Here is a 23,074-nt window from a genome sequence, read left to right on the forward strand (position 1 = left end):
CCCATCGCAAGGCACAACGCCACCGCATTGAGGACAGCCCGCATGGCCGCAAGCACCGCCCCGACCAAGAAACTCCGCTCCAAGTTCTTCCGCGTAGCCCTGGAAGGTTCGACTACTGACGGCCGCGTCATCGAGCGTGACTGGATCACGCAGATCGTGGACTCCTACGACCGTAACCTGTTCGGTGCGCGTATCAACTGCGAGCACATCAAAAGCCTGCTGCCGGATTCGCCTTTCGGCGCCTACGGAGACGTGATCGCGGTCAAGGCCGAGGACTTCACGATTGGCGGCAAGACCAAGCTCGCGCTGCTTGCCCAGATCGAGCCCAACGAGGCCCTGATCGAGCTGAACAAGAAGAAACAGAAGATCTACTCGTCGATCGAGGTCGACCCGGAGTTTGCCGACACCGGCGGTGCCTACCTGAGAGGCCTGGCCATCACCGACAACCCGGCCAGCCTTGGCACCGAAGCGTTGGAGTTCAGCGCCAAGCACGGGACCTTCGCCAACCGGAAAAGCAGTGAGAACACCCTGTTCACTGCTGCCGAGGAGGTCGTACTGGAATTCGAAGAGGTTGCTGACAGCGCCGGCATGTTCGCTGGACTACGCGAAAGAGTTAGCGGCCTCCTCAACAAGAGCAAGGAGAAGGAAGGCAAGGATGCCGCCAGCTTCAACGCCCTGGGCGAGCTGATCGAGCAGATCGCTACCCACGGTGCTGAACAGGCTGAAGCGTTCGCCGCCGAGCGAAAAGCCCGCGAGGACCTGCAGGCCAAGCACGACAAGCTGTCCACCGACTTCAACGAGCTGGTCGAGCGCCTGGGCAAAACCGCAGACCACACCCAACAACAGCGCCCGCCCATGGCTGGCGGTGACGGCAAGGTCGTCGCCGAATTCTGATCCCCAGCCTCAACCACGCACCCAGTTCGGAGAAACACCATGCAGAAAGCCACCCGGATCGCCTTCAACGGCTACCTGGCCCAGCAAGCCAAGATCAACGACGTCGCCTCGGCGACCGAGACGTTCACCGTCGCGCCGACCCCCGTACAAAAGCTCGAAAAGGCTATTCAGGAGTCCAGCGGGTTCCTGAAGAAGATCAACATCATTCCGGTGGACGAGGCCGAGGGCGAAGCCATCCTGCTCGGCGCTAACGGTCCAACGGCTAGCCGCACTGCGACCGGCCCGGGCAAACGCCGGCAGCCGCGTGATGTGAGCGCCATGAGCAAGGACACCTACGCCTGCAAGAAAACCAACTTCGACACCGCGCTCTCCTACCAGAAGCTCGACACCTGGGCGAAGTTCCCCGAGTTCCAGACCATCCTGTCCGGCTCGATCGCCGAGCGCCAAGGTCTCGATCGGATCATGATCGGCTTCAACGGTACCAACGCGGCCGCTGATACCGACCTTGCCGCCAATCCCATGCTCGAGGACGTGAACATCGGGTGGCTGCAAAAAATGCGCGACAAAGCGCCGGATCGTGTGATCGACGAAGGCGCAGCCGGTGGTAACGTCAAGCTGGGCGCTACTGGCGACTACAAGACCCTCGACGCTCTGGTGTTCGATGCCATCCAATTGCTCGACCCGTGGCATCGCAAACGCCCCGACCTGGTCGTAATCGTGGACCCGGCATTGCTGCACGCAAAGCAACTGAAAGCCCTGGAGAATGGTGCAGCATCAAACCAGGAAGCCAACGCGGCGGATGAGATCATCACCAAGACCCGCGTCGGCGGTCTCCCGATCGAGAACGACGCACCATTCTTCATCGAAGGCGGCGTCTGGGTTGGCCCACTGAAGGTCCTGTCCATCTACTACCAAGCCGACAAGCGTCGCCGCCACATCCGCGACGAACCCGACGCAGACCAGGTCGCCGACTACCAGTCCTCCAACGAAGCCTACGTCATCGAAGACTTCGGCGCCTGCGCCCTGGTCGAGAACATCGAGAAGGTGTGAAGCCATGAACCTGACTCTCGCCCAGCGTACCCAGCTGCGTAAGCGCGCTGCCCAGGAATCGGCGCGCACCGCCCCTGCGGCCCTGATGGATGGGCTCACCCAGTACGAACTGATGCTTGCCAAGCTCCAGCAGGACGGGCTGCGTTTAAAACAGGTGCAGTCCCTGCAGCACAAAGCCCTGGTGAAAGCCGAACTGATTGGCGAGTACAAACCCTACGTCGAGGGCGTGCTCGCGCAGGGCCGTGGCGCCCAGGATGACGTGCTCATGACCGTCATGGTCTGGCGCCTGGATGCCGGTGCCTACTCCGACGCCCTGGATATCGCCAAGTACGCGCTGGAACACGGCCTCAAAATGACCGACAAATTCACCCGCACCACGGGCTGCGCCGTCGCAGAGGTCGTCGCGGACGCGGCTCTTAAGGAGTTCAAGGCAGGCGAATCGTTCCCGATTGAAGTGCTTGCCCGCACAGCGGCACTCACCGACAACCAGGACATGCCGGACGAGGTTCGGGCGAAGCTGAAGCTGGCCCTGGGCAAGGCGAAACTCCGTGGCCTGGACCCCAGCAATCCTGGGCAGCCTGGCCAGATTCAGGAAGGTATCGACTTCCTGAAAAGCGCTATTGGTCTGAACAGCCACTGCGGTGGCAAGAAGGATCTGGAGGCCGCCGAGCGCCTCCTCAAGAAAATCGTCGGCACCGCCGGCTAACCGAGCGTCCCACGCACCCGGCGGCTCGGGACGGACCAGTGGCCATCAGGCCTATCTGTGAAGTCCCGACCACCGCCGATTTATTTCAGAGCACGCGACCATGAGCGGATTCATTGCCGGCGGACTGCCGGCCAGCGCCCCTGCACCTGGTGCGCACATCAATACCGATGCGTTCTGGCCGTCGATCGACCTCGACAAGCTGCGTGAGTCGCTACGGATCGACTCCAGCGTCACTCCGGCACGGCTTGAGACCGCCGTCATCGCTGCGGCGATCAGCGTCAACGACGAGCTGGACGAATGGCGCCTTGCGAGGCTCGCTGAGGGCGTGGCGGCCTTGGCCGACTTCCCGAGCATGCCCGTCAAGCACACCACCAAACATCTCTATCTGTACGGCCGTGCTGTCGAAGCCGCGACCGGCGCAGAAGTCTGCGAGCGGTACCGCGGCTACGACACCACCGCCAGCGGCAGCAAGAAAGCCGACGACACCGCCCCAACGATCGAGGACTACCGCCGAGACCAGCGCTGGGCGATCCGCGACTTCCTGGGCAAGTCCCGCACCACCATTGAGCTGCTGTGATGCCCGCCCAACTGCGGACCATCCAGAACGACACCGTCGACGCCCTGTGCTGGCGGCACTACGGCCGCACCGCCGGCGTCGTCGAGGCCGTACTCCAGGCCAACCCCAGGCTGGCCGACCACGGGCCAGTGCTGCCATCCGGCCTGCTCGTCACGCTCCCTGACCTACAAACCCCAGCCCCGGCACGGGCAATGGTTCAACTATGGGACTGACCGCCCGTGCCCGCCCCACAAGGAAGAACGCAAATGCCTGACCGTCCCGAAACCTGGGCCTTCCTGGCCGCATGGTTCGAACACAACTGGCCCGGGCTGTATGCCGGCCTGCTCGCTGCCCTCATTGCGGCCCTTCGGGTGGTTTACGGCGGCGGGAAGCTCCGTCAGTTGGTCATCGAAGCCCCGCTGTGCGGTTTCGTCGCCCTCTCGGCGAGCCACGGGCTGTCGCTGATCGGAATCCCGCTCACTGCTGCACCGTTCTTCGGCGGGCTGATCGGCCTGCTCGGCATCGAGTTTGTGCGAGCCGCCGCCAAGAAAACCTTCACCCGCAAGGAGAGCACGCTATGACCCTTCGACACGGTGACCGCTCCCAGGCCGTCCGCGACCTGCAATGGAGACTCAATGCCCAGGGCGCCAAGCTCGTCGACGACGGCTACTTCGGTGACGAAACCGAAAAGGCTGTCGCCGCTTACCAGCGCCGCGTCGGCCTGGTTGACGACGGCGTCGCGGGTCCCAAGACGATGGCCAGCCTGACCGGTGCCAACTGCCAACTGCTGCTGAAGGGCGCGGATCTGGCCAAAGCAGCCCAGCGCCTCGGCGTGCCCATCGCAGCGGTCTACGCTCTGAACGAAGTCGAGTCCAAGGGCCGTGGCTTCTTGGACAACGGCAAGCCGGTAATCCTCTTCGAACGGCACATCATGTACCGGCAGATGCAAGTCGCCCGTACCTCCGATGCCGACCAACAGCAGTTGAAAGAGCGCGCCAACCGGTTTGCCGAAGAATTCCCCGCCGTGGTCAACCCCAAGCCCGGTGGCTACTCCGGCGGTACCGCCGAGCACCAGCGCCTGTCCAGTGCCCGTTGGATCGACGACACGGCAGCACTGGAGTCCGCATCGTGGGGGGCCTTCCAGATCATGGGGTTCTGGTGGCAGCGCCTCGGCTACGCAAGCGTGCAGGACTTTGTTGCAGCAATGTCCCGCAGCGAAGCGGACCACCTGGAGGCGTTCGTCCGCTTCATCGAAACCGAGCCGGCGCTGCACAAGGCACTCAAGGCCCTAAAGTGGGCGACCGTGGCCAGCCTCTACAACGGTCCGGACTACAAGCGAAACCTATACGACGTGAAGCTGCAGCGTGCTTTCGAGCGCTATCAGGACTGCGGCTGCGGGCAGGTAGCAGCATGATCGACATCCGCACCGGCGCCCTGGCCGGCGCGCTGATCATCGCCGCCGGCGCCGGACTCTGGTCGTTCGCGCAGCACCAGCTCCTCAACGCCGCAGAAGAGACCAAGCTGCTCCTCGAGGAGCAGGTGGAAATCGCCCAGGGCGAAGCCCGCCAAAACCTGGCCACCGCCACCGAACTGAAACAGACCCTGAACCGCGAGCGCGAAACCCAGTCCCAGCAGCTCCAGCTCCTCGGCGAGCTGCGCCTGGGCCTGGCTGATCGCCGCCGCCAGATCGAGGACTTGAAGCGTGAAAACGAAGACCTTCGCCAGTGGGCCGACCAGCCTCTGCCTGACACTGCTCGCCGGCTGCGGGACCGTCCAGCCCTCACCGGTGCCGACGCTTATCGTGACTGGCTGTCCGGCAGTCGTGCCGTGCGTCCTGCCAGCGACGGCGCCGGCCAACAACGGAACCCTGCTCAATGACCAGGACCTGGTCGAACAGGCCTGGGCCGAATGCGCTGCCCAGGTCGACCGCGTCTACCAGCATCAGGTGAAAGCCCATGAACAAGCCCGATAGCCTGCGCACCCACTTGCTCGAAGTCGTGCCCGGGCTCGCACACAACCCCGATCGACTGATGGTCTTCATCGACAAGGGTAAGGTCCGCTGCACCGCGGCGCAGACCCTGTCCTTCGAGTACGAGTACAGCCTGCAGCTGATCCTGACCGATTTCGCTGGCCACCCTGACACTGTGATGATCCCCATCCTCGGTTGGATCCGGATGAACCAGCCCGAGCTGCTGGCCAACCTGGAGAAGTCCAAGGAGGGGCTCCAGTTCGAGGTCGACATCCTGGACAACAGCAAGGTCGACATGGGCATTACCCTGCCGCTCACCGAGCGTGTGCTCGTCAAACTCAATGCCCAGGGCAAATACGACGTCAGCCACCTGGCCGACCGCAGCTACGAGATCTACGAGCCCCACGGCCCGATCGAGATATACGCCAACGGCGAACACCAGGGGACATACCAGCCGCCGGCCCCACCTGACGGCATGGCCCTGGCCAGTCCACACCCGAAGCGCCCAACCCATGGCTGACCTCGAATCGCTCGACGGCTGGATGAGCCCGCTGCTGCAACGGATCGCTCCTGCAGAGCGGGCCAAGCTCAGCCGCTCGATCGCCACGCAACTGCGCCGCTCACAGCAGAAGCGCATCGACGCCCAGCGCAACCCGGATGGGTCGCCCTACGCCCCGCGCAAGCCCGGGAAGCTCCGCGACAAGCGGGATCGCATCAAGCGCAAGGCCAAGATGTTCAAAAAGCTGCGGACCGCCACCTACATGAAGGCCCGAGGTGACAAGAGCCTGGCCACCGTCGGGTTCGCCGGCCGCATCGCCCGGATTGCCAGAGTTCACCAGGAAGGCCGGCGCGACCGCGTCGAGCCTCGGGGCCCGACAGCGCTGTACGAGCGCCGCGAGATACTCGGCCTTACCGACGCCGACCACGACATGATCCGCGCCGCGCTGATCGATCACCTGTCCCTGTAACATCCACTCCTACAAGCCCCCCGTGCTGCGCGCACGCGAGCATGGCGCCACCATCGGCGCCATGAACGATATCGCCACCCTCTCCCGACTGCTCGAAAACATGGTCCGCTTCGGAACGATTGCCGCAGTGCAGCATGTCCCGCCCCGCGTATCCGTGAAGACGGGCGACCTGGTCACGACCATGCTGCCCTGGCTAACACTGCGCGCCGGCGACGACGTCGAGTGGGATCCGCCGACCGTAGGCGAACAGATCCTGCTGATCTCGCCCAGCGGCCAGCTCGCCAACGCGGTCGTGCTCACCGGCATCTATAGCGACGCGATCCCGGCCAACGGCGACCGCGCCGGCCTGCACCGCCGTACCTACCGGGACGGCGCCGTGATCGAGTACGACAGCATCGCTCATCATCTCAACGTCACCCTTCCGTCCGGCGGAACCACGAACCTGGTCAGCACCGGCGGCATCACGATCGAAGGCCCGATCACCCACAAAGGCGACTACATCCAGACCGGAAACCAGAACGTCACCGGCAAAATCACAGTCACCCAGGACGTGGTCGCCGCCGGCATCAGCCTTGTGAAGCACCCGCACGCCGGCGTGAAGCAAGGCACCGACCAGAGCGGAGCGCCCGTGCAATGAACCGGACCACAGGTGGCGCGCTCACCGAGCTGGAGCACATCAAGCAGTCGGTGGAAGACATCCTGACGACCCGCATCGGCACCCGGCTTGCCCGGCGCGACTACGGCAGCCTGCTGCCCGAGATGGTCGACCAGCCGCAGAACGCAACCACCACCATCCGCCTGATCGCCGCCATCGCCATGGCCCTGATGAACTGGGAGCCCCGAATCAGCCTGTCACGTGTGCAGTTCTACCTCTCTGACCTGTCCGGCCGGGCCGAGCTGGAGATCGACGGGATCCTGGTGGACAGCAACGAGCCATTCAACATCAGCAGTACCCTGCAACTGGGGGCCAGCGCATGAACACCTTCACCCCGATCGATTTCAGCCTCTTGCCAGCACCGGCTGTAGTCGAGCAGATCGACTACGAGGCGATCCTGCAGGAGCGCAAGACCTACATGATCAGCTTGTGGCCGGCTGACGAGCAGGCCGCGATCGCCGGGCGGCTTGAGCTGGAGTCCGAGCCGTTGACCAAGCTGCTGCAGGAGAATGCCTACCGCGAGACCGTCTGGCGCCAGCGTTGCAACGAGGCGGCACTGGCGACGATGCTCAGCACCGCCAAGGGCGCGGACCTTGACCAGCTCGCGGCGAACTACAACGTGAAGCGCCTGGTGATCCGCGCCGCCGCGCCGAAGGCGATCCCGCCAATCCCTGAAGAGCTGGAGAGCGACGACAGCCTGCGCGAGCGTGCGCAGATGGCGTTCGAAGGGTTGAGCGTGGCGGGTCCACGCAATGCCTACATCTTTCACGCCCGGGGCGCCGATGGCCAGGTTGCCGACGCCTCGGCCGAAAGCCCGTCTCCGGCGGTTGCAGTGGTGACCGTCCAGGCAATGGCGGGAGACGGCGCGGCACGCCAGGCGCTGCTGAACACCGTGTTCGCCTACCTCAACGACGAGGACCGCCGGCCGTTGGCCGATCGACTGACCGTCCAGGGCGCTGAAATCGTGCGCTACCAAGTCAAGGCCAAACTCTTTCTCAGCACACCAGGTCCCGAGTCCGAGCCGATCATCGCGGCTGCCCGCGCGAAGCTGAACACATATGTCCACCAGCGGCGCCGGCTGGGGCTTCAGGTATCGCAGTCGGCAGTCCACGCCGCACTCCATGTCGAAGGCGTCCGCAAGGTCGAGCTGGAGAACTGGCAGGACATCAACGCAACACCGGCCCAGGCGCCGTATTGCTACGAGGTTCTCCTCACCGCCGAGACCGCATCGTGACGTCCCTGCTACCCGGCAACGCCACGAAGTTGGAGCGCCTGGCCGCCGAAGCGCTGGCCGAGATCCAGCGGGTCCACATCCCGCTGCGTGACCTTGTGAACCCCGACAAGTGCCCACTACTCCTGCTGCCGTACCTGGCCTGGGCATTTTCGGTCGATCGCTGGGACAGCAACTGGCCCGAGGCCGCCAAGCGTCGTGCGATTCGGTCAGCGTTCCTGATCCACACCCGCAAAGGCACTATCGGCGCCCTGCGCCGGGTCGTCGAGCCCTTGGGCTACCTGATCGAAGTCGTTGAATGGTTCAACACCGTCCCGCTCGGCGTGCCTGGGACCTTCGCGCTCAAGATCGGCGTCCTGGACACCGGCATCACCGACGAAATGTACGACGAGCTGACCTGGCTCATCGACGATGCCAAGCCCCTCACCCGCCACCTCACCGGCCTGGCCATCACCCTATCCACCACCGGCTACCTGCGCCTCGCTGCAGCGCTGACCGATGGCGAAGAAATTGACGTGTACCCGCCAGTCGCGCGGGACATCGTCGTCAACGGCACGTTCGGCCATGCCGGCCGGGCTCACACCATCGAAACCCTGGACGTTTACCCATGACTGACCAGAACAGCCAGTTCTTCGCGATCCTGACCGCGATCGGCGAGGCCAAGCAGGCCAATGCTGATGCCCTGGGCATTCCGTGGACCTTTGCCCAGATGGGCGTCGGCGACGCCAACGGCGCCGATCCGGTCCCGGATCGCCTGCAAACCCGACTTATAAACGAACGCCGACGTGCGCCACTGAACCAGGTGAAAGTCGACCCCACCAACGCAAGCATCATCATCGCCGAGCAAGTGATCCCACCAGATGTCGGTGGCTGGTGGATCCGTGAGATCGGCCTCTACGATGCGGCCGGCGATCTTGTCGCTGTCGCCAACTGCGCCCCAAGCTTCAAGCCCTTGTTGAGCCAGGGCACCGGCAAGACCCAAGTGGTCCGGATCAATCTCATCGTGACCAGTAGCGCGAACGTCCAGCTCAAGGTTGACCCGGCGGTTGTGCTCGCGACCCGGGACTATGTCGACTCGTCGATCTTGAGCGTTCTGCCCGCGAACAAGCCGGCGGGCACATACACGAAAGTCCAGTTCAACGAGCGAGGCATTTTCGTCGCCGGCTCTAACCCGACGACGCTTGCCGGTCATGGCATTGTCGACGCGCTACAAGTCGGAGTCGTAAGCACTCAGCGCCCGGTCCTTGCAGCAGCAACGGCAGGCGACACGCTCGAAGATGCAGCCCTGATCATTCGAGAGGCAAAGGGCGGGATTACTGTCCAGCACAACGAGACGTACGCGCCGTCCGTGGCGTTTTACTGGTATGGAAAGGCCGCCGGGAAACTCATGATGACGTCGGTGGGCGATCTGACGTGGCGCGGACAAAAGGTGATCACCACGCTTGAGCAAGACCTGATGACGCTTGAAATTCAGAAAAAGGCGCCGTTGGATAGCCCCGATCTGAAAGGCACCCCCGCTGCACCGACCGCGCCGCCGGGGAGCAGAAACAAGCAGATCGCGAATACCGAGTTCGTCCGCGCTGAGTTCGATGCGCTCATCGCTGCGGCGCCCGGTGCGCTCGACACGCTGGCCGAGCTTGCTGCCGCGCTCGGCAATGACCCGAATTTCGCAACAACGATTACGAGTGAGCTGGCGAAGAAAGCGCCCAAGGCGACAACCCTGGCGGGCTACGGCATCGTCGATGCCTTAAAAGTCGGTTCGGTGAGCCGGCAGCAACCGTTCTTAGCCGCACCTACGGCCGGAGAGACCTTGTCTGATACTGCATTGCTGCTCCGCGAAGCACAGGAGGTAGCGGCGACGAAAGACACGGATGCCTATGCGCCTTCCCTCGGTTTTCATTGGAGCGGGCGGACTGCCGGCCGGCTGATCATGGACGCCCTGGGCGTTCTGAAATGGCGCGGCAAGCCTCTGCTAACCGGCAAATATGCAACGTTCGACGAGTTGAACGAGGGCGCGAGCGACGAGTCGGTGGTATCTCCGTTCAAGCTGCGCTGGGGCTTTTCCTTCCTTGTCGGCGGCACTGGCTACATTCAGTTCCCGCCTTGGTTGGGGGGCTTCATGATGCAGTGGGGGATCGCTTCAGGAGTACCCAAGGCGGGTACCGCAGTGGGCGCGGCGGGCCCCACGCGCGACGTTATCTTGCCAGTGGCGTTCACGGCCGACGTGTTCCGTGTGTTCGCAACAATGAACTTTACAACCATGGCGGCCACGGCCGCCGGCGCGGCCAGTTCGGCAGGGACGCCGGGGGCGATGGCGATATCGAAGTCGGTCATCCGGATACAGAACAACTACAGCGGTTCAGACGGCGAAATTTCGTGGTTTGCGATTGGGCGATGAGGTACTGACATGACTTTGCTTTTCAGTTTCGCGGAGCGCGGTTTCTTTGACTCGGAGATTCACCGTGTCATTCCTGCTGACGCGGTCGAAGTGACACCCGAGAAACGGGTTGAGATTCTTGAGGGGGTTGCCCGGGGTCAGCGTGTTGAGCGCGTTGATGGTGAGTTTGTATTGATGGACCCGTTGGCCGACCCGGCGGCGCTGGAGGCCCTTGAGCGACAGGCTGAGCGAGATTGGCGCGACGCCGAGTTTGCCCGTGTGCAGTGGATCAGGGATCGGCATCGCGACGAACAAGAGCAGCGACTGGCTACAACACTGAGCTACATCCAGTACGCTGAGCTGCTCGGCTATCTGCAACTGCTGCGCGACTGGCCGCAGTCAGTCGACTTCCCCGACAGCGCCAGGCGTCCCATTGCGCCGGCCTGGATCCAGGTCGGACTGTAGACACCACATCTACAAGCCCACGCGCTCGCCGCATACTCGCACGCGCGGCAGCCTGTGCAGTGTCATCCCCACTGCACAGGCACCCAACCATGGCCGGCGAATATCACCACGGCGTGCGCGTCCTCGAGATCAACGAGGGCACCCGCCCGATCCGCACCGTTTCCACTGCCGTCGTCGGCCTGGTCTGCACTGCAGACGACGCTGACGCCACGGCTTTCCCTCTCAATACCCCCGTTCTGCTGACCAACGTGCAGGCCGCGATCGGCAAGGCTGGTACAACCGGCACGCTGGCCGCGAGCCTGCAGGCGATCGCAGACCAGACCAAACCCGTGACCGTGGTCGTGCGCGTCGCCACCGGCGCCGACGATGCCGAGACCACAAGCAACCTGATCGGCACCACCACCGCCGAGGGCAAGTACACCGGAATGAAGGCCCTGCTGGCCTCGAAGACCAGGCTCAAGGTGACACCGCGCATCCTGGGCGTGCCCGGCCTGGACAGTCTGCCGGTGGCCACCGCACTGGTCGCGATCGCCCAGCAGCTGCGCGCTTTCGCGTATGTCCGCGCTGACAAGTGCAAGACGAAAGAAGAGGCGGTGGCCTACCGCGAGAACTTCGGTGCCCGGGAAGTGATGGTCATCTGGCCGGACTTCGAAGCCTGGAGCACCACCACCGACAGCACCGTCACCGCCCCGGCCGTGGCCGTCGCCCTGGGCCTGCGCGCAAAGCTCGATCAGGAGGTTGGCTGGCACAAGACCCTGTCCAACATCCCGGTCAACGGCGTAACCGGCATCAGCGCAGACGTGTTCTGGGACTTGCAGAACCCCGCCACCGATGCCGGCTATCTCAACGAGAACGAAGTCACCACCCTCATCAACCAGGGCGGCTTCCGCTTCTGGGGCAGCCGCACCTGCACCGATGACCCTCTGTTTGCGTTCGAGAACTACACCCGCACCGCGCACGTCCTGGCCGACACCATGGCCGAGGCGCACATGTGGGCGATGGACAAGCCAATGCACGCGTCGCTCATCCGCGACATCCTGGAAGGCATCAACGCCAAGTTCCGCGAGCTGACCGCCGATGGCTATCTGATCGGGGGCAGCGCCTGGTACGACGAGACCGCTAACGACGAGACCACGCTCAAGGCCGGCAAGCTGTACATCGACTACGACTACACCCCCGTCCCGCCACTGGAGGACCTCACCCTGCGCCAGCGCATCACCAATCGCTACCTCGCAGACTTCGCTACCCGCATCAACGCATAACCGGAGAACGCGCACATGGCCATGCCCCGCAAACTCAAGAACCTCAACCTGTTCAACGACGCGAACAGCTACCTCGGCGTCTCCAAGTCCGTCACCCCGCCAGTGCTCGCTCGCAAGATGGAGGCATACCGCGGTGGCGGCATGAACGGGCCGGTGAAAGCCGACCTGGGCTTCTCCGACGACGGCCTGCAACTGGAGTGGACACTCGGGGGGCTCGATCTGGTTGCCCTGCGTCAGTTCGGCGCCATCAGCGCCTCCGGCGTGATGCTGCGCTTCGGGGGCTCGTTCCAGCAGGACGACACCGGCGACTACACCGACGTCGAGATCGTCGTTCGCGGCCGTCACGAAACGATCGACATGGGCGAAGCCACCCCTGGCGAAGACACCGAGCACAAGATCACCACGACATGCAGCTACTACAAGCTGACAGTGAACGGCAACACGATCATCGAGATCGACCTCCTCAACTTCATCGAAATCATCGATGGCGTCGACATGCTCGCCAAGCAGCGTCGCGCCCTTGGCATCTAATCCGGAGCACCCATGAAAGACACCGAAGCCCAACCGATCACCCAGGACGACAACACCGTGCTCCTGGACACCCCAGTCAAGCGCGGCAACACCGAGATCGACGAGGTCACCCTGCGCAAACCCACCTCCGGCGAACTGCGCGGCCTGAACCTGTCCGATCTGCTCCAACTCGACGTCGGCAGCCTGATCAAGCTTGTCCCTCGCATCACATCGCCTTCGCTGAACGAGTACGAGGCCAGCAAGCTGGACCCGGCCGACCTGGTCGCCATCGGTACCAAGGTCGTCGGTTTTTTGCTGCAGAAGCGGACGAAGACGGACGCATCGCTCGCTGCGTAGAAGACGCCATGGCCGATGTGGCCGTGGTTTTCCACTGGGCGCCGGCCGATATGGACCGGTTCCCGCTGAAAGAACTGATGGACTGGCGCGAGCGCGCTCGCGCCCGGAGTAGCAGCAATGGCCAATGACCTGCGCCTGAGGGTCGTGCTCGATGCGATCAACCGCGCCACCGGCCCACTGCGGCAGATCAACCAGGGCAGTACGGAAACTGCCCAGGCCCTCAAGACCGCGCGCGAACGGCTGAAGGAGCTGAACGGCCAGCAGCGCGACGTCACCGGCTGGCGGCAGCAGCACGCCCAGGCGCGCGAAACCGCCAAGGCCTTGGAGGAAGCCAGGGCGAAGGTCCGGCAGATGGGCCAGCAGATGTCGGCCACATCCAACCCCACCAAGCAGATGAACGCGGAGTTTCAGGCCGCGATCCGGGCCACCAACGACCTCAAGCGCAAGCACCAGGAAGAGCAGGACGCACTTCGGGGCTTGCAGCGCCGGCTCAGCGAGGCCGGCATCAACACCCGCCAGCTCAACCAGCACGCTGGCAACCTTCGCCAGGAGCTGGCCCGCACGAACCAGACCATCGCCCAGCAAGAGGAGCGGCTCAAGCGCCTGGCCGCGACTCAGCGCAAGGCCGCCGAAGCAAAGGCCAAGCTGGAGAAAGCCCAGGCCCGATCCAGCAACATGGCCACCACCGGCGCTGCTGGCGTGGCCACCGCTGCCGGCATGGCCATGACCGGCGCCAGTCTTGTCGCACCGCAGGTCGAGGTCGCGCATCAGGGCTCGATGATCGCAGCCCAGAACGGCGAATCCGGGGACCGTGCGGAGCAGTACAACGCGCTGATCCGCGGCATGCGCACCGATGGCGTGAGCACCGATATCGGCGAGATCTCCACAGCGATCGGCGCGGCCAAGAGTACGCTGTCGGCGCTCGGCCCCGTGGCCGACAAGGAGCTGGACTCCGCCGCCCGCAAGGCCCTGGACTTGTCGAAGGTCATGGGCATCGACGTCGCCGAGGCCATGCAGACCGTCGGCATCATGATGCAGAACGGCTTGGCAAAGGACAGCACCGAGGCCTTCGACCTGCTGACCGCCGGGCTGCAGAAGATCCCACAGCAGATGCGCGGCGAGATCCCCGAGATCCTGCACGAATACTCGACCCACTTCAGGGGCATGGGCTTCAGCGGCGCCGAGGCGATGAACCTGCTGGTTGAGCAGTCGAAACAGGGCAAGTTCGCCCTGGACAAGACCGGCGACGCGATCAAGGAATTCTCCATCCGCGGCTCCGACCTGTCGAAGGCGAGCCGGGAGGCCTACGCCTCGATCGGCCTGGACGCAGAGAAAATGTCGTCGGCCATCGCGAAGGGTGGGCCCGGTGCGCGTGAGGCAATCCTCAAGACAGCCACGGCGCTCCAGAAAATCAAGGATCCGGCCGAGCGTGCCAACGCGGCGATCGCGCTGTTCGGCACCCCGGTGGAGGACCTGTCGATCGACCAGATCCCGGCGTTCCTGGAGAAGCTCAACGGTGGCACCAAAGCCCTGGGCGAGTTCGGCGGCGCTGCCGGCAAGATGGGCAGCGCACTGCGGGACAACCTGTCGGGCGACCTGGACAAGCTGACCGGCGTCTGGGCCGGGTTGATCGGTTCCCTGATGGATGGGGAGAACGGCGCTCTGCGTGACCTGGTGCAGCAGGTGACCGCCGTGCTGGGTTCAGTACGTGGATGGATCGCAGCCAACCCGGCGCTGGCCTCGCAGATTGCCAAGGGCGCTGCGGCCGTCGCGGTCCTGGTCGGCGTTATGGGCGCGCTGACCGTTGCGCTGGCCAGCGTTCTCGGCCCGTTTGCGATGGCCCGGTACGGTATGGCGATGTTCGGTGTGAAGACCGCCGGCATGGCGCCCGTCCTGGGCAAGCTGGCCGGCGTGATGAAAGGCGGGCTGCTGACTGCAATCAGGGTCGTCAGCATCGCCCTATGGGGCCTTACCACAAATCCGGTGGCGCTGGCCATCGCCGCAGTGGTCGTCGCTCTCGCCGGCGCTGCATACCTGATCTACAAGAACTGGGACACTGTGAAGGCCTACTTCTCTTCGGCCTGGGCCGAGATCAAAGCAGGCTTCAGCGGTGGTATCGGCGGAATTCTCACCATCCTGGCCAACTTCAGCCCGGTTGGCCTGATCTACCAGGCCTTCGCCGGCGTGCTGAACTACCTCGGCCTCGATCTGCCTACACGCTTCACCGAGTTCGGCAACATGATCGTCAACGGCCTAGTCAACGGCCTGACGGCTGGACTGGGCCAGGTGAAGGACGCAGTTGCCGCCCTGGGCGACGGGGCGATAGGGTGGTTCAAGGAAAAGCTGGGCATCCACAGCCCATCGCGCGTGTTCGCCGAGCTGGGCGGATTCACCACCGAGGGCCTGGCCCAGGGCCTCGATGCCGGCGCCAAGTTGCCGCTGGACGCGATGAACCGCATCAGCGAGCAGCTGACGGCCACCGGCATCGATATCAAGCCGCCGGTACCGACCCTCGCCCAGGACTCGCCGGTCCGTGCTGCCGCCGATCTGGTCACCACGCAGCGGCAAAGCGATCGCCCCGGCTTGGGCAAACAACTGGGCGCTGCAGCAACGGCTGCCAGCCTCGCAGTGACTGCTGCACCGGCGGTCGCGATCGACGCCCGTCCGCCCATCGCGTCGGCGCCGCCGGCGAGCTACGACAGCCACGACACCTACACCATCAACATCCACCCAACCCCGGGCATGGACCCGCAGGCGATCGCCCGCGCCGTCTGCGCCGAGCTGGACCGCCGCGATCGCGAGAAGTCCGCCCGCCAGCGCAGCCGTCTTTCCGATTCGGAGTAACCCGTCATGATGCTCGCCCTGGGCATGTTCGTTTTCAGCCTCAACACGCTCGCGTACCAGGAGCTGCAACGCCAGACCAACTGGCGCCACGCTTCGAGCAACCGCGTCAACGCGCAGCCGGCGATCCAATTCACCGGCCGCGGAGACGAGACGATCACGCTACCGGGGATCCTGATGCCGGAGCTCGCCGGCCAGGTCATCTGTCTTGACGAGTTGCGAGCGATGGGTAACACAGGCAAGAGCTGGTCGCTCCTGGATGGCACGGGCCGGCTGTACGGCGTGTTCGTGATCGAGAGTCTCAGCGAGACCCAGACCCTTTTCTTCGAAGACGGAACGACGCGCCGGATCGAATTCAATTTGGCCCTCAAGCGCGTCGACGACGGCCGGGCGGACCTTGTCGGCGCCAGGGACCGAAGCAACTCGGACATACTCAGGACGCTCATCCGATGACCAGTGAACAAGACCAGAACGCGGCCTATCTGCGGGATGTGCGTGAAAACCTCCGCCGCGACACCGACCATCCGGTACCAGGCTTTCGCCTGACGGTCGACGGCAAGGACATCGCGAGAATGGTCGCTCCGCGGCTGATCAGCCTGCAGCTCACCGACAACCGCGGGATCGAAGCCGACCAGCTCAGCCTCACCTTGAGCGACCACGACGGGCTGCTGGCCATCCCGCCCAAGGGCGCTACGATCCGGCTCTGGCTGGGCTGGAGCGACACCGGGCTGGTCGACAAGGGCACGTACACCGTGGACGAGACGGAGCACAGTGGCGCGCCGGACGTGCTCAGCATCCGCGCCCGCTCCGCAGATCTGCGCGGCGGTCTCAAGACCAAGCGCGAGCGCAGCTGGAGCGAAACGACCCTGGGCCGGGTCCTGAGCGATGTCGCCGCCGGCAACGGGCTGAAGACCAGCATTTCGGCTGCGTTGCAGGACCAGGCGATCAAGCACCTGGACCAGGCAAACGAGTCGGACGCGAACCTGATCACGCGCCTGGGCAAGACCTACGATGCGGTGATCAGCGTGAAGTCGGGCTGCCTGGTCTGCCTGCCTGCCGGCGGTGGCAAGACCGCCACCGGACGAGCACTGCCCCACATCACGCTCACCCGCCAGGACGGCGATGGCCATCGCTTCCTGCAAGCGGACAGGGACAGCTTCACGGGGGCGAAGGCCTACTACTACGACGTGGGCAGCACCAAGAAACAGGAGGCGATCGCCGGCGGAGGGGAGAAGTTGAAGGATCTGCGACACACGTACAGCGACCGGGAGTCAGCGCTGCGGGCGGCCCGATCGGAGTTGAACCGGCTGGAGCGTGGGAGTGCGACGCTCAGCTACAACTTGGCCAAGGGCCGGCCTGAGCTGATCCCCGAACTGACGTACACGTTGCGGGGGATCAAGGCGGAAATCGAAGCGATCACATGGTACGGAGGAAATGTAGTGCACAGTCTGACGGCGGATGCGGGATATACCATGAGCTTGGAACTGGAGAGCAAACGGCCCTAGGTGCATGCCGAAGGCAATGACGCAAGCGTAACTGCAAGCTAACCTTCCTTTTCCAAGGCAACAATCCCCTTGATAAAATACTCCATATGGGCGTCAGACAGAGGATCTTGCGGTAGGTCTAATAATTTATCTAACCTCACGCTGATTTGATGGAAGTACCAACCAGCACAAATCAGGTACTTATTAAACTTGGTGGCACTAACTAAAACACTAGCCCCTTTCGCCAACTTTAGCTTCGGGCAGTGCTTGATGATCCGAGAGTCTGCACGTCCACTTTTATGAATAAGCACATTACGAATCTGATTTAGCTCAAGCAAAGCTTCCGAAACCTCTGTCGGAACCTTACCTCCAAGCCCTACAACAGAGAGCAATCCCTCAAACTTACCAGAACCAATTTTTGGTGTCCCCTCGATGACCTGCTTAAGCGTCTCAGCCAAGAATTCCCGTTGTTCAGTAGGTGTAAACGAAATGAATTCAACTAACGGACCTTTTAGCTTTAGCAGGGTTTTTTGATCACAGAAACGAGCCGGATTGGACATGCACTCAACGACTACCTCATCTACAAGCGCCTCTAGTAGAGCCCAGAGATTAATCGCACAAATACCATATAAGAAAGCTCCGCCAACCTCTTTCTGACGGTTGGCAAATTTAACTATCTTCGCCTCGCGCCGTTTTTTAAGCTGCCACTTTTCCTCACTAACGGGACCGCCTTCTCGAAAACCACCTTGTAGTCTTCTTATCCAGTCTTCAGTGTTATCAACTTTCGCCGCTTGCATTAACGCATCATAGCAAATATCAGATAAAAGGCTGAGATCCTCGAGATCTCCCTTTTTTGAATGAAAAATAGCATCGAACCGTTTCCTTATATCGATGCTGCTGGAGTCTTGAGAAGCCAAAGTCCACCTACCTAGTTTAGTTGAGAATGTAATTCATTAATTTTTTTGGCTACCCTGCCTCAATGATCTCGAATGAAAGCGCACTCGGCTCGATGAAAAGCTAGAGCGCCACAATGAAGACCTAAGAGTTCTTAATCTAATCTTCCAGAACCAACCCACCGCTTGTATAGCTTTGATTGGCGGTAAGTAACTTTAGCGTGGTTTCATGATATTTCTTGCGAACATCATCCTTAAGCTCTTCTGAGGCATGAGCATCTTCCAGAACCTGCTTCTGATTTTTCAGGTCTCTTTTAAGTCTTGCCTTGTACTGTGTTAGCTCGCCCGGCTCATCAAAAGTTGCAATCCATTTGGCCGAAAAGTACGCAATCACTGGAACAATCAAGTTCGCAATAACCACGCAGAACTGCGCATGATCAGCAGGTATGAATTTCAAGCACGCGGCCGTTGCAAGAGTTCCCAATCCCGCTGTAATTGTTGCTTGCCAACCTTGAGGTGATTTGCTTTTATCCTCTGACATCAAGCGCCTCCCTGCATGCTTTCAGCTGATCGACCACATAGCCAGTGGTTTTTATTTTCTCAACTCGAACCACTGCACCGCTGTGCTTGTATGTCACAGTGATCTCTGCATCTCTAACGTATCGATTGAGGACGTACTTAGTCAGAATCCTTGATACCTTAAAAATCACAGGAGCCATTATTATCAATGACAGATAAAAGAGCGCCTCAATAAACGCAGCATTCACTTCCATGAGAACACCTCAGACAAGTCAAACAAGCCTGCGACCCTTATCAGCGAAGTGCCTAGTCACCTCAAGGATCGTATAGTTATAGGTTGATCTAGTCTGCCTGTAGATAGCTTTAGTCTCAATAACTATCTCAAATAAATCTTCCTTGGAGAAACTTTGCTTACTCTGATTAACTTTATCCATGAAAATTTCGTCCGCCAGAGTTACAGCGTGCTCCGTGCCATCAGCTAGCTTCACGCGCCAACCATTATTTGATTCGAAATTCACCTGAACAAAATATGCAGTTGTCTTGTCAGTGGTTACTTTTTCCTGCTCCAATGACTTGCTTGGCAGAGGCGAGTAGTCATTAGCTTCTTCTTCGTCGATTTCAACAACGGGATTATCCTTCTCATCTAGGACTTTAAATATAGCCCCTTCGCGCCCAGCAATTGGAGCCTGTACAACACTATGGACTGCGCTACGAACCTTCCTGTCAACGGCGAGTTGTGCCACAAATTTGTTGCACTCAATAACCTCACCATCAACTTCTATTTTCGCCACATCAGATTCGCCTTCTATCACAATATTTGCAATGCGGCGATTTTTCAGCTTTTTCACAACTTCAAGAAGCGCGCCGCCCGCGATAGCAGAGCTTGCAGCAGTGAGCCCAAGATATTTCAAGACTGCCAAAGCCTGCGGAGTGCTAGCGAGTAGAATATAATCAATTATCACCGAGCCCTCTTTAGCAGGCGCAGTAACTTTTAGCTTGACTTCAGCACCTTTGTTCATGAGCGCATTGGCCTCAGCCACCATGTCGTACACACCCTGTATGGAACGACTGAGGATTTGCGCATCTATCTCATGATTGTGGTAGTCACCAGACTCAGCATCATAAGAGATAGAAAATTTTTCCTTGACCGCCTCGACCATAAATTCCTCGTAAGTCTCGATCACTTGCAGCTTTTATAAAGCTCCAGCCCAAAGACTGGAGCCGATGATTTTATTACTTGCACTGAAGGCTACAGCCTTCCCGAATACTTAGATAATCCTTGTGCTTCTGGAAACTCAACTAGGTGCAGATTAAAGCAGTTCGCGTTTATCTTTTTCCTCATAGGCTTTAAGAATCAAAAGAACCCCATTCCGTTGTTCTTCGCTCCGCCTGCAGAAAAGCCAAATCACATAAGCTAGTTCCTTGAGCCTAATAAATATTCTTCCTAACATCGGTCACTCCATTTTCCGAGCGCTCGACGCCTACATGGCTGCCGGACTAAACACTCGGGGGAGTCACCTATTTTCTGCACAGAAGAAACTGTTACCAGAGCAAAAATGCATAAACTACAAAACTACAGGTTTCTCACAAAATTTCTTACGAAGTCCGCACGTAATTCTTTCGTGTCGAAACGCTGAATGAACTCTTCGTGCCAAGTATTCAAGTCGCCGTTCATAGCAGCAAAGTCGAGACCGTAATATTTCTGGATGTCGGCCCGAGAGATATCCAGTACCTGGACAATACCGTCATTGGGGATTTTCAGCGTTAACCGCTTCAGGCTGGGGACGTCACGGAACAGGCGGGCGGATTCGATGGCGAAGACTTTGTTGGTCTTGTCAGCCGATACGAAGTAGTCCGGCATGCGCTCTGGGATCTTGAAAGAGATCTTTCCGTTCGCCCCTGACTCGCTCACCGACTCGATGATCGAAGGGGAAAAGATCCGCTCGGCCTTGTCCTGGAATTCAGATGCCCAGGCACCGCCCGCAGCCATGATAAGCACGGCCGAGGCGATGAGTTTTCCTACAAATTTTCCGATGAAATGCATGGTGTTACTCCCTGTAATGGCGGCCGAATTACCGCTGTTATCCTTTGAATGTGGCCAGCGCCTCGCTGACGCTGTTCAACGTAGCCTTTCCCTCTTCAGCCATCTGCCTGAAACGGGTGACCAACAAAATCTCGTCTGCCTGGAACGAGTCGGCTGGCACAGCTTCCCGTCGGCCAGTGATGACGTACAACACGTCAACCCCTTTATCAGCTACCGCCGCAAGGTAGGCAGCATCGGGGGAGCGCTCACCTTTTTCGTAATTGAATTGCGATGTCTTTGCCACGCCGCCGATGGCAGCCAGATCAGCCTGGTTGAGCCCCAAGCGGACGCGCTCCTCTCTCAGCCTTTCGCCGATATTCAACAAAACGGAACTCCAATACTTGACGATTCAACAATCGTTGAATAATCTGACCCTGCAATCACGCGAAGTCACACGAATTTGAACTATGCACGGCACCTACGCACCCGAGCAAGCCTGCCTTGCCGCCAAGCAGCGCCTGGAACTACAAGGAAAAACCGTTCGCAGCTTTGCGCATGAGCATGGCCTGCATCCTTCAACGGTCTATGCCGTTCTCAACGGTCAGAAGAAGTGCCTCCGCGGCGAGGCTCACCGCGCGGCAGTGCTGCTCGGCATCAAGCAAACCGAAGCGGCAAGCTAAGCCGACTGGCTCAAGGAGGAAACCAGAACATGAAACGTCCCGTTCTAGAGACCCTGCGTCAGGTTGTGAGCGCCGTCGTATGCGCCTATCCAGGTGGCCGCGAGTGCGCCGCTCCCCGGCTGGGCTACGAGCTGAAGCAGTTCGACAACCGCGTCTACGAAAATGCCGGTAGCCGGCCACTGGCCTACGACCAGATCCACCTGCTGGAAAGCGACGCCGGCACAAGCTACCTGCCTGAGTTCATCGCCAAGATGTACGGCGGCATGTTCGTGCCGCTGGTGAAGCCCGAGGACCTGGACAACGTCGAGCTGTACCGCCGATCGGTAAAGACCGACGCAAAGCGCGGAATGGTCGACCAGATCATCGCCAAATCCCTTGAGGATGGGGTGATCGAGGAGGCCGAGGCCCAGATCATCATGGAAGCGCACACCCGTTATATGGCAGCACGCTCCGCGGAAGTGATAGCGACGATTCAGCTCCACACCAGAGCTGACCGGGGATGAACGGTGTCAGCAGGCCTCAGCCCTTGCCCAGCCGGGATTTGATCTCCCTGAGCCCCGTCGCTACGTCGTCGACGGCGTATCTGATGTCCTCAGAACGCACAACGACTCCAGGAACAGTTCCGGTGGCGGTTGTGTGCGTCGTTTCACGGACACCCTCCATGACCTTTATCAGCGTCTCGTACCGCTCAGCCAAGCGTCGAGCCATCCTTTCAACTTCAGCTTTTGAGTGAATAGCCATGAATGATCTCCTTGAAAACAAACGTGAGGTTTTGCTCGAAATGCTGGCGAAAGCCCAGCAGCGCCTGGACACCCTAAAGGAAACAGTCACCACGGCCAACGACAGCATGGCCGGGTCGGATATCCGCATGGGAATCGACGATGTCATCACGCCATTGAACGTCGCTTTCGAAGTGGCCGAGCTGATCTGAGCATGAGCACTTACAAACTCGTCTGCCCGCACTGCAACAGCAAGATGCGCATCCGCACCAGTGAGGGGCGCCACATCTTCCTGCGTACCGCGTACTTGCAGTGCGTGAACGAGGCCTGCGGCTGGGCCGTTCGTGCCTTGTTCGAAATGACCCATGAAATGAGCCCCAGCGGCATGCCGAACCCCACGGTCAAGCTGCCGGTGGCGCCGATCGCGATGAAGCGCCAAGCGATGAAGAGCGCCGACGATCAACCGGATCTGCTTGATCAACTCGATATGGAGGTCGCAACCGCATGAACGTAGCACTCACCGAAAACCCTGCCACTGACTACCGCGCCGCAATGCAGCAGGCCGCTGTTGCGTTCCTGTTCCGCCATCGCGGCGAACACCTGACCGGTGACCACCAGGTGCTGGAGAACTGCAAGCGCTACCTGGCCCAATCGCTGGAAGTCCAGCCTCACCTGGTGCAGCGCATCGCAGAGCTGGCCGTGAGCGAGTTCGAAGGCATGACCTGCAAGCGTCTGGCGCTGATCGGCGTGCATCCAGCCAGCGGCGCGTTCCGGCCGGCGCTGTGGATCCTGGACACACAGACCCAGCAGCGCTACCGGGTGCCTGCACGCTTCCTGCCAGCGCGCCTGATGCCTCCTCGCAACACCTCGAAGTAACCCGAACACACCCCTTCCCGATGCCCCGATCCGCGTGGG

Annotated in this window: 34 protein-coding genes and 2 pseudogenes; 29 read left to right on the top strand and 7 right to left on the bottom strand. The window is 61.0% G+C overall.

Annotated elements, in window-relative coordinates:
* The first annotated feature begins 42 nt into the window (after positions 1–42).
* From AC5QPF_RS18800 to AC5QPF_RS18915, 24 genes and pseudogenes are all read left to right on the top strand, one after another.
* Complete coding sequence (locus AC5QPF_RS18800) at positions 43–894, top strand: GPO family capsid scaffolding protein (protein ID WP_494959324.1); 852 nt, start codon at positions 43–45, stop codon at positions 892–894.
* 39 nt (positions 895–933) lie between these two features.
* Positions 934–1,944, top strand: coding sequence for a phage major capsid protein, P2 family (locus AC5QPF_RS18805; protein WP_494959325.1), 1,011 nt, complete (start codon positions 934–936; stop codon positions 1,942–1,944).
* A 4-nt stretch (positions 1,945–1,948) separates the two neighbouring features.
* Entirely contained in the window at positions 1,949–2,650 is a 702-nt protein-coding gene (gene gpM / locus AC5QPF_RS18810; RefSeq protein ID WP_494959326.1) for a phage terminase small subunit, read from the top strand.
* Between the two features lie 100 nt (positions 2,651–2,750).
* Positions 2,751–3,227, top strand: coding sequence for a head completion/stabilization protein (locus tag AC5QPF_RS18815; RefSeq protein WP_494959327.1), 477 nt, complete (start codon positions 2,751–2,753; stop codon positions 3,225–3,227).
* Positions 3,227–3,439 (top strand): tail protein X, encoded by a 213-nt coding sequence (locus AC5QPF_RS18820; protein WP_494959328.1) that lies wholly within the window; start codon positions 3,227–3,229, stop codon positions 3,437–3,439. The genes AC5QPF_RS18815 and AC5QPF_RS18820 overlap by 1 nt, the downstream gene beginning before the upstream one ends.
* Before the next feature lie 33 nt (positions 3,440–3,472).
* Positions 3,473–3,787 (top strand): phage holin, lambda family, encoded by a 315-nt coding sequence (locus tag AC5QPF_RS18825; RefSeq protein WP_494959329.1) that lies wholly within the window; start codon positions 3,473–3,475, stop codon positions 3,785–3,787.
* Positions 3,784–4,620 carry an N-acetylmuramidase domain-containing protein gene (locus AC5QPF_RS18830; RefSeq protein ID WP_494959330.1) on the top strand — a complete coding sequence of 279 codons (837 nt, stop codon included), beginning with the start codon at positions 3,784–3,786 and terminating at the stop codon, positions 4,618–4,620. Before AC5QPF_RS18825 ends, AC5QPF_RS18830 begins: the two co-directional genes overlap by 4 nt.
* Positions 4,617–4,985 (top strand): annotated as a pseudogene (locus AC5QPF_RS18835) (Rz-like lysis system protein LysB); the annotation flags it as partial. The gene AC5QPF_RS18830 and the pseudogene AC5QPF_RS18835, both read left to right, overlap by 4 nt.
* Positions 4,909–5,178 (top strand): Rz1-like lysis system protein LysC, encoded by a 270-nt coding sequence (gene lysC / locus AC5QPF_RS18840; RefSeq protein ID WP_494959331.1) that lies wholly within the window; start codon positions 4,909–4,911, stop codon positions 5,176–5,178. The pseudogene AC5QPF_RS18835 and the gene lysC, both read left to right, overlap by 77 nt.
* The gene (locus AC5QPF_RS18845) at positions 5,162–5,695 is read left to right on the top strand and encodes a phage tail protein (RefSeq protein WP_494959332.1); all 534 of its coding nucleotides are present in this window, start codon (positions 5,162–5,164) and stop codon (positions 5,693–5,695) included. The genes lysC and AC5QPF_RS18845 overlap by 17 nt, the downstream gene beginning before the upstream one ends.
* Positions 5,688–6,143 carry a phage virion morphogenesis protein gene (locus AC5QPF_RS18850; RefSeq protein WP_494959333.1) on the top strand — a complete coding sequence of 152 codons (456 nt, stop codon included), beginning with the start codon at positions 5,688–5,690 and terminating at the stop codon, positions 6,141–6,143. Before AC5QPF_RS18845 ends, AC5QPF_RS18850 begins: the two co-directional genes overlap by 8 nt.
* Positions 6,144–6,204: 61 nt before the next feature.
* Positions 6,205–6,780, top strand: coding sequence for a phage baseplate assembly protein V (locus AC5QPF_RS18855; RefSeq protein ID WP_494964205.1), 576 nt, complete (start codon positions 6,205–6,207; stop codon positions 6,778–6,780).
* Entirely contained in the window at positions 6,777–7,121 is a 345-nt protein-coding gene (locus AC5QPF_RS18860) for a GPW/gp25 family protein (RefSeq protein ID WP_494959334.1), read from the top strand. Before AC5QPF_RS18855 ends, AC5QPF_RS18860 begins: the two co-directional genes overlap by 4 nt.
* A complete protein-coding gene (locus AC5QPF_RS18865; RefSeq protein WP_494959335.1) occupies positions 7,118–8,032 on the top strand; it encodes a baseplate J/gp47 family protein in 915 nt (304 codons plus the stop codon). The genes AC5QPF_RS18860 and AC5QPF_RS18865 overlap by 4 nt, the downstream gene beginning before the upstream one ends.
* A complete protein-coding gene (locus AC5QPF_RS18870) occupies positions 8,026–8,640 on the top strand; it encodes a phage tail protein I (RefSeq protein WP_494964206.1) in 615 nt (204 codons plus the stop codon). The genes AC5QPF_RS18865 and AC5QPF_RS18870 overlap by 7 nt, the downstream gene beginning before the upstream one ends.
* Positions 8,637–10,427: a phage tail-collar fiber domain-containing protein gene (locus AC5QPF_RS18875; RefSeq protein ID WP_494959336.1), complete on the top strand. Its 1,791-nt coding sequence runs from the start codon at positions 8,637–8,639 to the stop codon at positions 10,425–10,427. The genes AC5QPF_RS18870 and AC5QPF_RS18875 overlap by 4 nt, the downstream gene beginning before the upstream one ends.
* A 9-nt stretch (positions 10,428–10,436) precedes the next feature.
* Entirely contained in the window at positions 10,437–10,871 is a 435-nt protein-coding gene (locus AC5QPF_RS18880; RefSeq protein ID WP_494959337.1) for a phage tail assembly chaperone, read from the top strand.
* Positions 10,872–10,960: 89 nt separating this feature from the next.
* A complete protein-coding gene (locus AC5QPF_RS18885) occupies positions 10,961–12,133 on the top strand; it encodes a phage tail sheath subtilisin-like domain-containing protein (RefSeq protein WP_494959338.1) in 1,173 nt (390 codons plus the stop codon).
* 15 nt (positions 12,134–12,148) lie between these two features.
* Entirely contained in the window at positions 12,149–12,664 is a 516-nt protein-coding gene (locus AC5QPF_RS18890; protein WP_494959339.1) for a phage major tail tube protein, read from the top strand.
* 12 nt (positions 12,665–12,676) lie between these two features.
* The gene (locus AC5QPF_RS18895) at positions 12,677–13,000 is read left to right on the top strand and encodes a phage tail assembly protein (RefSeq protein ID WP_494959340.1); all 324 of its coding nucleotides are present in this window, start codon (positions 12,677–12,679) and stop codon (positions 12,998–13,000) included.
* An 8-nt stretch (positions 13,001–13,008) separates the two neighbouring features.
* Positions 13,009–13,128, top strand: coding sequence for a GpE family phage tail protein (locus AC5QPF_RS18900; RefSeq protein WP_494959341.1), 120 nt, complete (start codon positions 13,009–13,011; stop codon positions 13,126–13,128).
* Positions 13,118–15,844, top strand: a complete 2,727-nt coding sequence (locus AC5QPF_RS18905) for a phage tail tape measure protein (protein WP_494959342.1) — start codon at positions 13,118–13,120, stop codon at positions 15,842–15,844. Before AC5QPF_RS18900 ends, AC5QPF_RS18905 begins: the two co-directional genes overlap by 11 nt.
* 6 nt (positions 15,845–15,850) lie before the next feature.
* Positions 15,851–16,294, top strand: coding sequence for a phage tail protein (locus tag AC5QPF_RS18910; RefSeq protein ID WP_494959343.1), 444 nt, complete (start codon positions 15,851–15,853; stop codon positions 16,292–16,294).
* Positions 16,291–17,343, top strand: a pseudogene (locus AC5QPF_RS18915) (phage late control D family protein); the annotation flags it as partial. The gene AC5QPF_RS18910 and the pseudogene AC5QPF_RS18915, both read left to right, overlap by 4 nt.
* Before the next feature lie 41 nt (positions 17,344–17,384).
* Here the strand turns inward: AC5QPF_RS18915 and AC5QPF_RS18920 are convergent.
* The 6 genes from AC5QPF_RS18920 to AC5QPF_RS18945 all read right to left on the bottom strand — a co-directional run bounded on the left by AC5QPF_RS18920 (position 17,385) and on the right by AC5QPF_RS18945 (position 21,142).
* On the bottom strand, positions 17,385–18,242 hold the full coding sequence (locus tag AC5QPF_RS18920; protein ID WP_494959344.1) for a hypothetical protein: 858 nt from the start codon (positions 18,240–18,242) through the stop codon (positions 17,385–17,387).
* 136 nt (positions 18,243–18,378) lie between these two features.
* On the bottom strand, positions 18,379–18,759 hold the full coding sequence (locus AC5QPF_RS18925) for a hypothetical protein (RefSeq protein WP_494959345.1): 381 nt from the start codon (positions 18,757–18,759) through the stop codon (positions 18,379–18,381).
* Entirely contained in the window at positions 18,746–18,991 is a 246-nt protein-coding gene (locus AC5QPF_RS18930) for a hypothetical protein (protein ID WP_494959346.1), read from the bottom strand. The genes AC5QPF_RS18925 and AC5QPF_RS18930 overlap by 14 nt, the downstream gene beginning before the upstream one ends.
* Before the next feature lie 18 nt (positions 18,992–19,009).
* Positions 19,010–19,921, bottom strand: coding sequence for an LAPAL motif-containing putative phage structural protein (locus tag AC5QPF_RS18935; protein ID WP_494959347.1), 912 nt, complete (start codon positions 19,919–19,921; stop codon positions 19,010–19,012).
* A 389-nt stretch (positions 19,922–20,310) separates the two neighbouring features.
* Positions 20,311–20,781, bottom strand: coding sequence for a hypothetical protein (locus AC5QPF_RS18940; protein WP_494959348.1), 471 nt, complete (start codon positions 20,779–20,781; stop codon positions 20,311–20,313).
* A 37-nt stretch (positions 20,782–20,818) separates the two neighbouring features.
* The gene (locus AC5QPF_RS18945; RefSeq protein ID WP_494959349.1) at positions 20,819–21,142 is read right to left on the bottom strand and encodes a helix-turn-helix domain-containing protein; all 324 of its coding nucleotides are present in this window, start codon (positions 21,140–21,142) and stop codon (positions 20,819–20,821) included.
* An 85-nt stretch (positions 21,143–21,227) separates the two neighbouring features.
* Between AC5QPF_RS18945 and AC5QPF_RS18950 the strand changes: the two genes are divergently transcribed.
* Positions 21,228–21,440 carry a DNA-binding protein gene (locus tag AC5QPF_RS18950; protein WP_494959350.1) on the top strand — a complete coding sequence of 71 codons (213 nt, stop codon included), beginning with the start codon at positions 21,228–21,230 and terminating at the stop codon, positions 21,438–21,440.
* A gap of 29 nt (positions 21,441–21,469) precedes the next feature.
* The gene (locus tag AC5QPF_RS18955; protein WP_494959351.1) at positions 21,470–21,943 is read left to right on the top strand and encodes a YmfL family putative regulatory protein; all 474 of its coding nucleotides are present in this window, start codon (positions 21,470–21,472) and stop codon (positions 21,941–21,943) included.
* Positions 21,944–21,959: 16 nt separating this feature from the next.
* Here AC5QPF_RS18955 and AC5QPF_RS18960 read toward each other — a convergent pair whose 3' ends face one another.
* Positions 21,960–22,181 carry a hypothetical protein gene (locus AC5QPF_RS18960; protein ID WP_484578737.1) on the bottom strand — a complete coding sequence of 74 codons (222 nt, stop codon included), beginning with the start codon at positions 22,179–22,181 and terminating at the stop codon, positions 21,960–21,962.
* Between AC5QPF_RS18960 and AC5QPF_RS18965 the strand changes: the two genes are divergently transcribed.
* From AC5QPF_RS18965 to AC5QPF_RS18975, 3 genes are read left to right on the top strand one after another with little or no spacing between them, the layout of a single operon-like run.
* The gene (locus AC5QPF_RS18965; RefSeq protein ID WP_494959352.1) at positions 22,180–22,371 is read left to right on the top strand and encodes a hypothetical protein; all 192 of its coding nucleotides are present in this window, start codon (positions 22,180–22,182) and stop codon (positions 22,369–22,371) included. The two genes, AC5QPF_RS18960 and AC5QPF_RS18965, sit on opposite strands and share 2 nt — an antisense overlap.
* Before the next feature lie 2 nt (positions 22,372–22,373).
* Entirely contained in the window at positions 22,374–22,667 is a 294-nt protein-coding gene (locus tag AC5QPF_RS18970) for an ogr/Delta-like zinc finger family protein (protein WP_494959353.1), read from the top strand.
* A complete protein-coding gene (locus AC5QPF_RS18975; protein ID WP_494959354.1) occupies positions 22,664–23,035 on the top strand; it encodes a hypothetical protein in 372 nt (123 codons plus the stop codon). Before AC5QPF_RS18970 ends, AC5QPF_RS18975 begins: the two co-directional genes overlap by 4 nt.
* The last annotated feature ends 39 nt before the right edge of the window (positions 23,036–23,074 follow it).

It is taken from the genome of Pseudomonas sp. Con_6 (genome assembly GCF_059379395.1).

Excerpts from the sequence above, each read along its gene's own strand:
- AC5QPF_RS18845 (WP_494959332.1), top strand. The coding sequence starts at position 5,162 with ATGAACAAGCCCGATAGCCTGCGCACCCACTTGCTCGAAGTCGTGCCC.
- AC5QPF_RS18815 (WP_494959327.1), top strand. The coding sequence starts at position 2,751 with ATGAGCGGATTCATTGCCGGCGGACTGCCGGCCAGCGCCCCTGCACCT.
- AC5QPF_RS18820 (WP_494959328.1), top strand. The coding sequence starts at position 3,227 with ATGCCCGCCCAACTGCGGACCATCCAGAACGACACCGTCGACGCCCTG.
- AC5QPF_RS18975 (WP_494959354.1), top strand. The coding sequence starts at position 22,664 with ATGAACGTAGCACTCACCGAAAACCCTGCCACTGACTACCGCGCCGCA.
- AC5QPF_RS18805 (WP_494959325.1), top strand. The coding sequence starts at position 934 with ATGCAGAAAGCCACCCGGATCGCCTTCAACGGCTACCTGGCCCAGCAA.
- AC5QPF_RS18850 (WP_494959333.1), top strand. The coding sequence starts at position 5,688 with ATGGCTGACCTCGAATCGCTCGACGGCTGGATGAGCCCGCTGCTGCAA.
- AC5QPF_RS18855 (WP_494964205.1), top strand. The coding sequence starts at position 6,205 with ATGAACGATATCGCCACCCTCTCCCGACTGCTCGAAAACATGGTCCGC.
- AC5QPF_RS18905 (WP_494959342.1), top strand. The coding sequence starts at position 13,118 with ATGGCCAATGACCTGCGCCTGAGGGTCGTGCTCGATGCGATCAACCGC.
- AC5QPF_RS18830 (WP_494959330.1), top strand. The coding sequence starts at position 3,784 with ATGACCCTTCGACACGGTGACCGCTCCCAGGCCGTCCGCGACCTGCAA.
- AC5QPF_RS18895 (WP_494959340.1), top strand. The coding sequence starts at position 12,677 with ATGAAAGACACCGAAGCCCAACCGATCACCCAGGACGACAACACCGTG.
- gpM (WP_494959326.1), top strand. The coding sequence starts at position 1,949 with ATGAACCTGACTCTCGCCCAGCGTACCCAGCTGCGTAAGCGCGCTGCC.
- AC5QPF_RS18860 (WP_494959334.1), top strand. The coding sequence starts at position 6,777 with ATGAACCGGACCACAGGTGGCGCGCTCACCGAGCTGGAGCACATCAAG.
- AC5QPF_RS18950 (WP_494959350.1), top strand. The coding sequence starts at position 21,228 with ATGCACGGCACCTACGCACCCGAGCAAGCCTGCCTTGCCGCCAAGCAG.
- AC5QPF_RS18960 (WP_484578737.1), bottom strand. The coding sequence starts at position 22,181 with ATGGCTATTCACTCAAAAGCTGAAGTTGAAAGGATGGCTCGACGCTTG.
- AC5QPF_RS18955 (WP_494959351.1), top strand. The coding sequence starts at position 21,470 with ATGAAACGTCCCGTTCTAGAGACCCTGCGTCAGGTTGTGAGCGCCGTC.
- AC5QPF_RS18930 (WP_494959346.1), bottom strand. The coding sequence starts at position 18,991 with ATGGAAGTGAATGCTGCGTTTATTGAGGCGCTCTTTTATCTGTCATTG.
- AC5QPF_RS18900 (WP_494959341.1), top strand. The coding sequence starts at position 13,009 with ATGGCCGATGTGGCCGTGGTTTTCCACTGGGCGCCGGCCGATATGGAC.
- AC5QPF_RS18925 (WP_494959345.1), bottom strand. The coding sequence starts at position 18,759 with ATGTCAGAGGATAAAAGCAAATCACCTCAAGGTTGGCAAGCAACAATT.
- AC5QPF_RS18910 (WP_494959343.1), top strand. The coding sequence starts at position 15,851 with ATGATGCTCGCCCTGGGCATGTTCGTTTTCAGCCTCAACACGCTCGCG.
- AC5QPF_RS18880 (WP_494959337.1), top strand. The coding sequence starts at position 10,437 with ATGACTTTGCTTTTCAGTTTCGCGGAGCGCGGTTTCTTTGACTCGGAG.
- AC5QPF_RS18940 (WP_494959348.1), bottom strand. The coding sequence starts at position 20,781 with ATGCATTTCATCGGAAAATTTGTAGGAAAACTCATCGCCTCGGCCGTG.
- AC5QPF_RS18825 (WP_494959329.1), top strand. The coding sequence starts at position 3,473 with ATGCCTGACCGTCCCGAAACCTGGGCCTTCCTGGCCGCATGGTTCGAA.
- AC5QPF_RS18875 (WP_494959336.1), top strand. The coding sequence starts at position 8,637 with ATGACTGACCAGAACAGCCAGTTCTTCGCGATCCTGACCGCGATCGGC.
- AC5QPF_RS18965 (WP_494959352.1), top strand. The coding sequence starts at position 22,180 with ATGAATGATCTCCTTGAAAACAAACGTGAGGTTTTGCTCGAAATGCTG.
- AC5QPF_RS18970 (WP_494959353.1), top strand. The coding sequence starts at position 22,374 with ATGAGCACTTACAAACTCGTCTGCCCGCACTGCAACAGCAAGATGCGC.
- AC5QPF_RS18885 (WP_494959338.1), top strand. The coding sequence starts at position 10,961 with ATGGCCGGCGAATATCACCACGGCGTGCGCGTCCTCGAGATCAACGAG.
- AC5QPF_RS18800 (WP_494959324.1), top strand. The coding sequence starts at position 43 with ATGGCCGCAAGCACCGCCCCGACCAAGAAACTCCGCTCCAAGTTCTTC.
- AC5QPF_RS18890 (WP_494959339.1), top strand. The coding sequence starts at position 12,149 with ATGGCCATGCCCCGCAAACTCAAGAACCTCAACCTGTTCAACGACGCG.
- AC5QPF_RS18865 (WP_494959335.1), top strand. The coding sequence starts at position 7,118 with ATGAACACCTTCACCCCGATCGATTTCAGCCTCTTGCCAGCACCGGCT.